General features: G+C 69.9%; 9 protein-coding genes. 1 reads left to right on the plus strand and 8 read right to left on the minus strand.

Annotated elements, in window-relative coordinates:
• Positions 1–19 precede the first annotated feature (19 nt).
• From ABT115_RS28545 to ABT115_RS28580, 8 genes are all read right to left on the minus strand, one after another.
• Positions 20–214 carry a hypothetical protein gene (locus ABT115_RS28545; RefSeq protein ID WP_351795646.1) on the minus strand — a complete coding sequence of 65 codons (195 nt, stop codon included), beginning with the start codon at positions 212–214 and terminating at the stop codon, positions 20–22.
• A gap of 139 nt (positions 215–353) precedes the next feature.
• On the minus strand, positions 354–1,271 hold the full coding sequence (locus ABT115_RS28550; RefSeq protein WP_351795648.1) for a phosphatidylinositol-specific phospholipase C/glycerophosphodiester phosphodiesterase family protein: 918 nt from the start codon (positions 1,269–1,271) through the stop codon (positions 354–356).
• A 218-nt stretch (positions 1,272–1,489) separates the two neighbouring features.
• A complete protein-coding gene (locus tag ABT115_RS28555) occupies positions 1,490–2,182 on the minus strand; it encodes an ABC transporter ATP-binding protein (protein WP_351795650.1) in 693 nt (230 codons plus the stop codon).
• The gene (locus ABT115_RS28560) at positions 2,175–3,092 is read right to left on the minus strand and encodes an ABC transporter ATP-binding protein (protein ID WP_351795670.1); all 918 of its coding nucleotides are present in this window, start codon (positions 3,090–3,092) and stop codon (positions 2,175–2,177) included. Before ABT115_RS28560 ends, ABT115_RS28555 begins: the two co-directional genes overlap by 8 nt.
• A 62-nt stretch (positions 3,093–3,154) precedes the next feature.
• Positions 3,155–4,012 (minus strand): ABC transporter permease, encoded by an 858-nt coding sequence (locus ABT115_RS28565; RefSeq protein ID WP_351795653.1) that lies wholly within the window; start codon positions 4,010–4,012, stop codon positions 3,155–3,157.
• Complete coding sequence (locus ABT115_RS28570) at positions 4,005–4,970, minus strand: ABC transporter permease (protein ID WP_351795673.1); 966 nt, start codon at positions 4,968–4,970, stop codon at positions 4,005–4,007. Before ABT115_RS28570 ends, ABT115_RS28565 begins: the two co-directional genes overlap by 8 nt.
• A 23-nt stretch (positions 4,971–4,993) precedes the next feature.
• The gene (locus ABT115_RS28575; protein WP_351795654.1) at positions 4,994–6,598 is read right to left on the minus strand and encodes an ABC transporter substrate-binding protein; all 1,605 of its coding nucleotides are present in this window, start codon (positions 6,596–6,598) and stop codon (positions 4,994–4,996) included.
• A 375-nt stretch (positions 6,599–6,973) separates the two neighbouring features.
• On the minus strand, positions 6,974–8,104 hold the full coding sequence (locus ABT115_RS28580; RefSeq protein ID WP_351795656.1) for an acyl-CoA dehydrogenase family protein: 1,131 nt from the start codon (positions 8,102–8,104) through the stop codon (positions 6,974–6,976).
• A gap of 146 nt (positions 8,105–8,250) precedes the next feature.
• Here ABT115_RS28580 and ABT115_RS28585 point away from each other — a divergent pair.
• On the plus strand, positions 8,251–8,361 hold a 111-nt coding region (locus tag ABT115_RS28585; RefSeq protein ID WP_351795676.1), incomplete at its 3' end, for a helix-turn-helix domain-containing protein.

Below are 8,361 nucleotides of genomic sequence, written 5' to 3' on the forward strand. Positions count from 1 at the left end.
AGTTCAGGGCCCGCCGAAGTCAGGGCTTCAGGCTGCTGACGACGTCGGCCGTGGCCGTCAGGCCGTTCTGAATGGTCGGCGCCATGCTCGTGCCCGCGAGGAAGAACCCGAGCATGCCGCAGACCAGTGCGTGCGAGATCTTCAGCCCCCCGTTGCGGAGGTAGATCACCGCAAGGAGCAGCAGAAGCACCACCAGTGAGATCGAAATGGCCATGGCCAACCTCCTCCGCCGCGCCGGAATGCGGCATTCGGCGGCCAGTGTGGCGTAGCGGAGAGGCCATCCGGCAGACTGGCATGTCCGCCATATGGGTGTTGACTGGCTGTCACGCTCCGGACAGTGCGGAAGCGTCCGGTCAGCGGCCGAGGCGAGCGGCCTCGGTCCTGGCGTCCCTGTCGCGTGTACGCAGGAAGTGTTCGAGCCCTGCCAGGTCGTCGGTGTTGAGGTGGTCGACCCCGGCAGCCAGCAGCTCGGTCCAGACGGCATCCCGCTCCGGTCCCGCGACGTCGGGCGTGGCCCAGAAACGTACGCGTTGGCCGCTTCGGTGGGCCATGGCGACGAGCGAACGCAGTCTGTCCCGCTCGGCCGCGGGAAAGGGGCCCGCGCCCAACCAGCTGAAGTTCCCGCTCCAGCTGCTGCTGATGAGCGGGATGAACGAAGCGGCGGCCGCGGTCCCGAGGTCGTCCGGCCGGCCGTCGTAGAAGGCGTACCGCGTGCGCTGCGCTTCCATCGGAACACGGGCGGCACGGTCGCCGGAGATGACGGGTGTGATCGCGCCGGGCCGCACCCTGCCATGGTGGTACGCCGTCAGCATCTGCCGGTATCGCCGCAGCTGCCGGTCGAGTTCGAGGTAGGCGGCCGCCCCGTCGGTCTTGATGTCGATCAGCAGCTGGACGGGTTCGCGGTAGCCGGGGTGGACGGTGCCGTGGTTGGCCCGGACCCTGGCCAGCAGCGGGTCGAGATAGAGCGAGGCGAGGGTTCGGGTGGGGTCGAGGTCGGTGGCCTCGTGGGCGACCAGCAGCTCCCCGTCCACCAGGAAAATGTCTGCCTCGACACTGGTGAACCCGTGGGCGAGTGCGTCGTGGAGGGGGTGCGTGTGCAGGTAGTCGTTGTGCGCGTGGGCCCGGCGCAGCGGGCGCGGACGGTGGCGTCCGGCGGCCGAGGGCGCGGCGGACGCCTCGGATGCGACGGCTGTCTGCAGGGGCAGCACTGTGCCTGCGGCGACGGTGGCGAGCGCGGTGGTGACGATGCTTCGGCGGGTCGGAAACGCCATGGATTCTCCCGGGAGCGAGGGGCGGATCGGACGGTCGGACGCGACCGATTATGCGACCGCTTTCGCTGCAACGGGCAGGCATGTCACAAGAGTTGATCGAGCCGCCTTTCGCTCGTCGACTTCCGTTACCCTTGCCGGGCCGACATCGTCCAGCGGTGGTCCGCCAATGCGAGGTTTGCCCCAACATCCCCATGGTCGAATGCGCGAAGGGCATGGGCTCATCCGATCGGTCTCATGGGCTCCTGCGCTGCGACACGCCCGGAGATTGTCTGCCAGCCGACTGTACGGTCGCACCAGCGTTCCAGCAGCACCCGGTCGTGGCCGACGGCCAACAGCCCGGCCCCGGACTCGCGTCGGTAGGCCTCGACCACCGCCACCAGCGCGGCGGTCGTCGACGCGTCGAGCATCGCGGTCATCTCGTCACAGATCAGCCAGCGCGGCCGCAGGACCAGCGCCCTGGCCAGACAGGCGCGCTGCAACTGGCCGTCGCTCACCTCGTGGGGACGCCGGTTCAGCAATTCGGCCGTGAGACCGACGGCCGGTGCGAGCTCGGCCAGCCGGTCCGTCACCTCTGCGCGCCGGCCGGTCGCCCGCAGCGGCTGGGCCATGAGTTCGCGCAGCCTGAGCCGTGGGTCGGCCGAGAGCCGGGGCTGTTGGAAGACGACGCCGACCGCGGTGCGCTGCGCCCGCGGGGCGCGATGCCGCCAGCCTCGTACCGGCCGGCCGTCGAGTACGACCGTGCCCGCGTCCGGGCGATGCAGCAGGGCGGCGACCTTGGCCAGGGTGGATTTGCCACAACCGCTCGGGCCGAGCAGTCCGACGGACTCCCCCGGCGCGATCGTCAGGGACGCGTCGCGGACGACGGGGTCGCGGGGGTCGTATCCGGCGGTGATACGGGTGAGTTCAAGCATGGGCGGACTCCTCCGCGCCTGCCCGCACACCGTGGTGGCAGGCGAGACGGCCGTCGAACGGGGGTGGTACGGAGCACCGGTCGTCGGCGCGGCTGCAGCGGGCCGCGAACGCGCACCCGTCGGGGAGGGCTCCGAGCTCCGGCGGCATTCCTGGGATGGGGGCGAAGGCGCGCTCCGGCAGGGCGTCGAGGAGACCGCGCGCGTACGGATGGCGTGGTCCCGGCTCTCCGAAGAACCGGTCGGTGTCGGCGAGTTCGACGATGCGGCCCGCGTACATCACGGCGACCCGGTCGGCGATCCGCTCGGCCGCCGACAGATCATGGGTGATGATCAGCAGCGCCCTGCCCCCGTCGGTGTGGCGGCGCAGTTCGTCGACGGTTCGCTCGACCAGGTCGCGGTCGAGTCCGGTGGTCGGCTCGTCGGCCAGGAGGAGGGGGGCGTCGCCGATCAGGGCGAGCGCGGTCGCGGCGCGCTGGGCGAGACCGCCGGAGAGCTCGTGCGGATACCGGTCCAGGTGGCCGGCCGGGAAAGCGGCGCGTGCGGCGGCCTGCTCCGCCGCGGCGCGCAGCGCGGGCTTTCGGGTGCCGGTCAGTTCACGGAGGGTCTCCTCCAGTTGGGCACGCACCGTTCGGACCGGGGTGAGGTGGGCTGCGGGGCTCTGCGGTACGAGTCCGATGCGGCGGCCTCGTACCGTCCGGGCGAGGGTGCGTTCATCGGCGGTGAGGAGATCGGTCCCGTCACCGAGCACCGCCGAACCCTCGGTCTGCGCATTGCCGGGCAGCAGCCCCAGCAGCGCTGAGGCGAGTACGGATTTGCCGCAGCCGCTTTCGCCGACCAGGGCCAGGCACTCCCCCGCCGCGAGGTCGAAGCGCGCGTCGCTGACAGCCGCGATGTGCCGCCCGCCGCGCATCCGGAAGCGGACGGAGAGCCCACGGACGGAGAGGACCGGAGTCTGCGGGTCCGGGGTGGGCTTCACAGCATCAGCTCCGATCGGCGGCGCGGGTTGATCCGTTCTCGCCAGGCGCCGGCGAGGCCCGCCAGAGCGAGTGTCGGAACGATCAGGAACAGGCCGGGGAAGAGCGTCGGCCACCAGTCCCCGGCAAGCAGCGAACTGCGCGCTGTCTGCACGAGGTTGCCGAGGCTCGCCTGGTGGGTGGGGAGTCCGAGCCCCAGGAAAGAGAGCGCGGACTCGTGCCACATGGCGTGCGGCACCATGAGCACCGCGGCGAGGCCCGCCTGCGGAAGCACTGCGGGCAGCAGATGCCGGACGATGACCCGCCCGCGCGAGGCACCGCCGGAGATCGCCGCGTCGATATACGGGCGCGAGCGCAGCGACAGCACTTCGGAGCGGACGATCCGGGCGGTCGAGATCCAGTGGGTGAGGGCGACGGACACGATCACGGGGCCGACGCCGGGCTGGAACATGGCGACGATGAAGATGCCGAGCAGCAGATGCGGTACGGACGAGAAGGTGTCCACGAGCCGCATGACGATCCGGTCGGTCCAGCCCCCGAATGCGGCGGCGAGCGCACCCACGGCGGTCCCGATGACGGTGGCGGTGAGCCCGGCGACGATGCCGACGAGCAGCGAGACGCGGAGCCCGTAGACGCAGCGCAGCAACAGGTCCCGGCCGACATCGTCGGTGCCGAACGGGTGCTCCCAGGAGGGTGGTTGGAGTTTGGCCGCGAGGTCGACGGCCTGCTGGTCGAGCTGGACCAGCGGCGGTACGAGGAGTACCGCGAGCAGCACCGCTGCGACGATCCCGGCGGAACTGACCACGCGGATACGGCGGGTCGTGCGGCGGGCGGGTCCGAGGACGAGTTCAGCCATCGAAGCCCACCCTCGGGTCGGCGATCGCGTACAGCAGATCGGAGAGAAGGTTGCCGAGGACGACCGCCGCGGTGGCGAGCACCGTGAGCGCCGCGAGCAGCGGAAAGTCGACGGAGGTGGCGGCCTCCACGGTAGCGGCGGCGATTCCCGGCCAGCTGAAGACCGTCTCGACGAGCAGGGCGCCGGTGATGAGTTCGGGGACGCGGGAGCCGACGAGGGTGAGCATCGGCAGCATGCCGGAGCGCAGTGCGTGGCTGAGCAGCACGGTGCGCTCGCGCAGTCCACGGGCGCGTGCGCCGCGCACCGGGTCCTCGTCCAGTGCGTCGGCGACACCCTGGCGTACGTAGAGGAAGAACCACGGCAACTGGGAGATCCCGAGCACGGCCGCCGGCAGCACCAGATGGGTGGCGACCTGGCCGAAGGTGACCGTGTCGCTGGCTGCGTCGGTGAGGCCGCCGGCCGGGAGCACATCGAGTTTCAGGGCGAAGAACCAGATGGCAAGCAGTCCGGTCCAGAAGGCCGGGGCGGCTTCGAGCGTGTACGCGGCGGAGCTTGCGCACCGGTCGAGCAGGCCGCCGGGCCTGCGTGCGGCCAGCACGCCGAGGCCCGTACCCAGGACGACGGCGACGACGAAGGCGCTCGCGGCGAGCAGCACGGACCAGCCCAGGCGTTCGCCGATGACATCGGCGACCGGCTGGCGCATCAGGCTGGAGTAGCCGAGGTCGCCGCTCAGCGCGGAGGTCAGCCAGTTCCACCAGCGGGTCACGAGGGGCTGGTCGACGCCGAGGTTGACCCGCAGCTGATCGAGGTTCTCCTGCGAGGCGGTGAGACCGGCGGTGCCCGCGTACGCCTTGACCGGGTCGAAGGGGGAGGCGGCGGCGACGGCGAAGACACCGAACGTCACGGCGGCCAGGACGGGGACGGCGAGCAACGCCCGTCGTCCCGCCATCCTGCCCATCGGCCCCCAGGGGAGGCGGTGGTTCACTTCTTCGGCGTCCAGTCCTCGACGTTCCACCACGGGCCGGATGCCAGACCGTGGTCGTGCGGTTCCACCTGGGTGGTGAGCGCGCCGAAACGGTCCTTCACGACGTAGAGATGGTCGATGTGGGTGAGGAAGGTGTAGCCGGGGTTCTTCACCAGTTCGCGCTGAACGGTGTCGTAGGCGGCCTTGCGCTCGGCCTCGTCTCCGCTTCTGCGGCCCGCTCCGAGGGCCTGGTCCACGGCCTTGTTGTCGTACCACGCCATGTTGTTGAAGCCGTTGCCCGCGAGCGAGGACTTCAGCAGGGTGTACTGGTCGAAGTCGGGGTCGGCGGGCGATCCGCCGCCCGCGAGGACCGCGTCCTGCTTCATCCGGGGCTCGATGACCTCCCAGGTCCCGGCCTTGGTGGTGATGTCGATGCCGGCCTTCTTGGCGTCAGAGGCGTAGGCGAGTGCGTGGTCCTGGCGGAGCTTGTCGCCGGTGAGGTACCAGAGCGGGAACGCGGCACGTACGCCGTCCTTGGCGCGGATGCCGTCCTTGCCTGGCTTCCACCCGGCGTCGTCAAGGATCTTCTTCGCGGCGTCGAGGTCGTGGGTGCGTTCGGTGCCCTTGGCGAACCACTCGCTGTCAGTGGGGACTGGACCGTAGGCGGCCCTGCCCTCGCCGTCGAGTATGGAGTCGACCATGGCCTGCCGGTCGACGGCGACGTCGAGGGCGCGCCGGATCGCGGTGTCGCCCGCGACCTTGTTGTGGGTGGGCAGGGTCACGGTGCGGTAGTCGTATGTCGTGGCGGCGTACGTGCGCGTGCCCTTGTCGTGGGCGAAACCCTTGGCCAGGTTGGGGGGCAGGATCGCGCCGTCGAGCTCGCCGGAGCGCAGCCGGGTGGCGCGTACGTCGTCGTCCTTGATGACCGCCATGGTGAACTTCTTCACCTTCGGTGCGCCGCCCCAGTAGTCGGGGTTGGCCTTGAAGGTCAGCTTCTCACCCTTGGACCACTTGGTGAGGACGTAGGGTCCGGTGCCGATGGGGTGGGTGGTGAAGGCTCCGGTGTTGACGTCCTGCCTGCCCGCGACGTGTTCGGGGGCGATGGGCAGGACGGTGCGCTGGGCGAAGGGCGCGTAGGGGTACTTGAGCGTGAAGACGACGGTGTCGTCGCCGGTCGCTTCGACGCTCTTCACCGCGTCGAGCTCGGTCCGGGACGCGTTGTTGGTCTTCTCGTCCAGGATGGTGCGGTAGGTGAAGACGACGTCCTTGGCACCGAACGGTTTCCCGTCGCTGAACTTCACCCCGTGGCGGAGTTTGTACGTGTACGTCAATCCGTCGTCGCTGACCTCGGGCAGGGCGGTGGCGAGCGCGGGCCGCAGCTTCATGTTCTCGTCGAGGGCGAGCAGCCCGTCGAAGATCTTGGAGTTGCCGTCCTTGCCGTAGCCGAGGAGCGGGCTGAGGCTGTCGGGCTCGTAGGCGATACCGACCACTGCCGAGTCCCCGGCCCCCGAACCGGAGTTGCCGCCGTCCGAGCCACCCGGTTGTGAACAGGCTACCGCGGTCAACGACAGCACGGTCGTCAGTGCTGCGGCGACCGCTCCCCGTATCGATCGGGCCGTCATACTCTGCACATCCCTTATTGAAGATCAACCGTTATTGCGAGTCGGTCGCAATTAAACAACAGATAAAGGGATGCTCGGTACTTCGCCGGACGGGGAGGGTCGCCCGGCCCTCCTCTCACGCCACCGGACATGCGGGTCACGCGTCTGGCGGTTCATCGTTCCCCGGTACCCAGGTCTCGCCTCGGGCTTCCTTCAGACCCCACCTCACGATGACGCCCTTGCCTCCGGCTCGGGGTTAGCACCGCCTCTTCCCCCCAGGGGACTTCCACCCCCAAGCAATCGCCCATGCTGGGCGCACACGACGGAGCGCAGGTGCGTGAACACGCACCTGCGCTCCCAAGTCCCGCTGTGTCGCGGGCCGTCCCCTGCGTTCGGTTACGGAGCGGGCAGTTCCACGAGTTCGGCAATGACCTCGCGATGGTGTCCTGCCGTGCCGTACGCGATCGAGTCGGCCTTGGCGCGCTTGAGATACAGGTGCGCCGGGTGCTCCCACGTCATGCCGACGCCGCCGTGCAGCTGAATGCACTCCTCCGCCGCATGCACCGCGACCTTCGAGCAGTACGCCTGTGCGACAGCCACCGCCAACGGCATATCGGGACTGCCGGTCGCGAGGGCGTCCGCAGCGTTTCGCGCGGCGGCACGGGCCGACACGACCTCCAGCCAGAGCTGTGCCATACGGTGCTTGAGGGCCTGGAACGAGCCGACCGGCCGGTTGAACTGGTGCCGCTCGCGGGTGTGGCGGACCGTCTCGGTCAGGCACCACTCGGCGAGTCCGAGCTGTTCGGAGGCGAGCAGTCCGGCGCCCGCCAGCAGCCCTCGGCGCACGGCAGAGACTGCGGACGCGCCGTTGGCCAGGCGGGTTCCCGCAGCTCCGGTGAGGGTGACGTCGGCAAGCCGGCGGGTCAGATCGAGCGGCACGAGCGGCTCGACGGCAACACCTTCGGAGCCGGTCTCCACCGCGTACAGACCGTCGGTCGTGGGCATCAGCAGCACATCGGCCGCGGGCGCGTCGGCGACGCCGGTCACTGCCCCCTCCAGCGTGCCGGCCACAACGCCGGCCGGCTGCGCGGCACTTGGCTCCGAGGCGGAGAACGGCATGGCAAGGACCACGACCTTGCGGCCGATGGCGAGGTCGCCGAGGAGTTCGGCGACCGGCCCGTCCTGCTTCCCCAGCGCGAGGAGTGTCTCAGTGGCGACGACCGCACTGGTCAGATACGGCGCGGGGGCCACGCTGCGGCCCAGCTCCTCCAGCACCACCGCGGCCTCGCGGTGTCCGGCGCCCGGCCCGCCCAGCTTCTCCGGCACCAGCAGCCCGGCGGTGCCGATGTCTCTGGCGAGGACCTTCCAGAGCTGGGGGTCGTACGGCGTGTCGGACTCGACTCGGGCGAGCACCGTCGGCGCGTCGCACCGGTCGGTGAGCAGCGAACGCACCGCTGCCCGCAGATCTTCCTCGGCCTGCGAGTACAGCAGGTCGGGTACCTGGGTCTCTTCGTTCGGTGCGGTCATCGGATTCCTCCGTGGATACTCCGCCCTTCAGGGCGGAGAGGAAACGGACTCCTGCGGAGCAGGGCATGGAGCGGAGTTTCGCCTCCGGGGCGAAAGGCCGTGCTGTGACCCGCAGATTTGATGTTGACTCGCAGTATCTCTAGTTTGTGAGTGTGACCACGGGCCGTGTGAAGCGGGCGTTCAAGTACCGCTTCTATCCGACTGATGCGCAGGCAGCCGAGCTGTCGCGCACGTTCGGTTGCGTGCGGAAGGTCTAC

The organism is Streptomyces sp. NPDC001832, from assembly GCF_040297265.1.
In the GTDB taxonomy this organism is placed as follows: Bacteria; Actinomycetota; Actinomycetes; order Streptomycetales; family Streptomycetaceae; genus Streptomyces.

Bases quoted from the DNA above. Each gene is read 5' to 3' on its own strand.
- ABT115_RS28545 (WP_351795646.1), bottom strand. From the start codon at position 214: ATGGCCATTTCGATCTCACTGGTGGTGCTTCTGCTGCTCCTTGCGGTG.
- ABT115_RS28550 (WP_351795648.1), bottom strand. From the start codon at position 1,271: ATGGCGTTTCCGACCCGCCGAAGCATCGTCACCACCGCGCTCGCCACC.
- ABT115_RS28555 (WP_351795650.1), bottom strand. From the start codon at position 2,182: ATGCTTGAACTCACCCGTATCACCGCCGGATACGACCCCCGCGACCCC.
- ABT115_RS28560 (WP_351795670.1), bottom strand. From the start codon at position 3,092: ATGCGCGGCGGGCGGCACATCGCGGCTGTCAGCGACGCGCGCTTCGAC.
- ABT115_RS28565 (WP_351795653.1), bottom strand. From the start codon at position 4,012: ATGGCTGAACTCGTCCTCGGACCCGCCCGCCGCACGACCCGCCGTATC.
- ABT115_RS28570 (WP_351795673.1), bottom strand. From the start codon at position 4,970: ATGGGCAGGATGGCGGGACGACGGGCGTTGCTCGCCGTCCCCGTCCTG.
- ABT115_RS28575 (WP_351795654.1), bottom strand. From the start codon at position 6,598: ATGACGGCCCGATCGATACGGGGAGCGGTCGCCGCAGCACTGACGACC.
- ABT115_RS28580 (WP_351795656.1), bottom strand. From the start codon at position 8,104: ATGACCGCACCGAACGAAGAGACCCAGGTACCCGACCTGCTGTACTCG.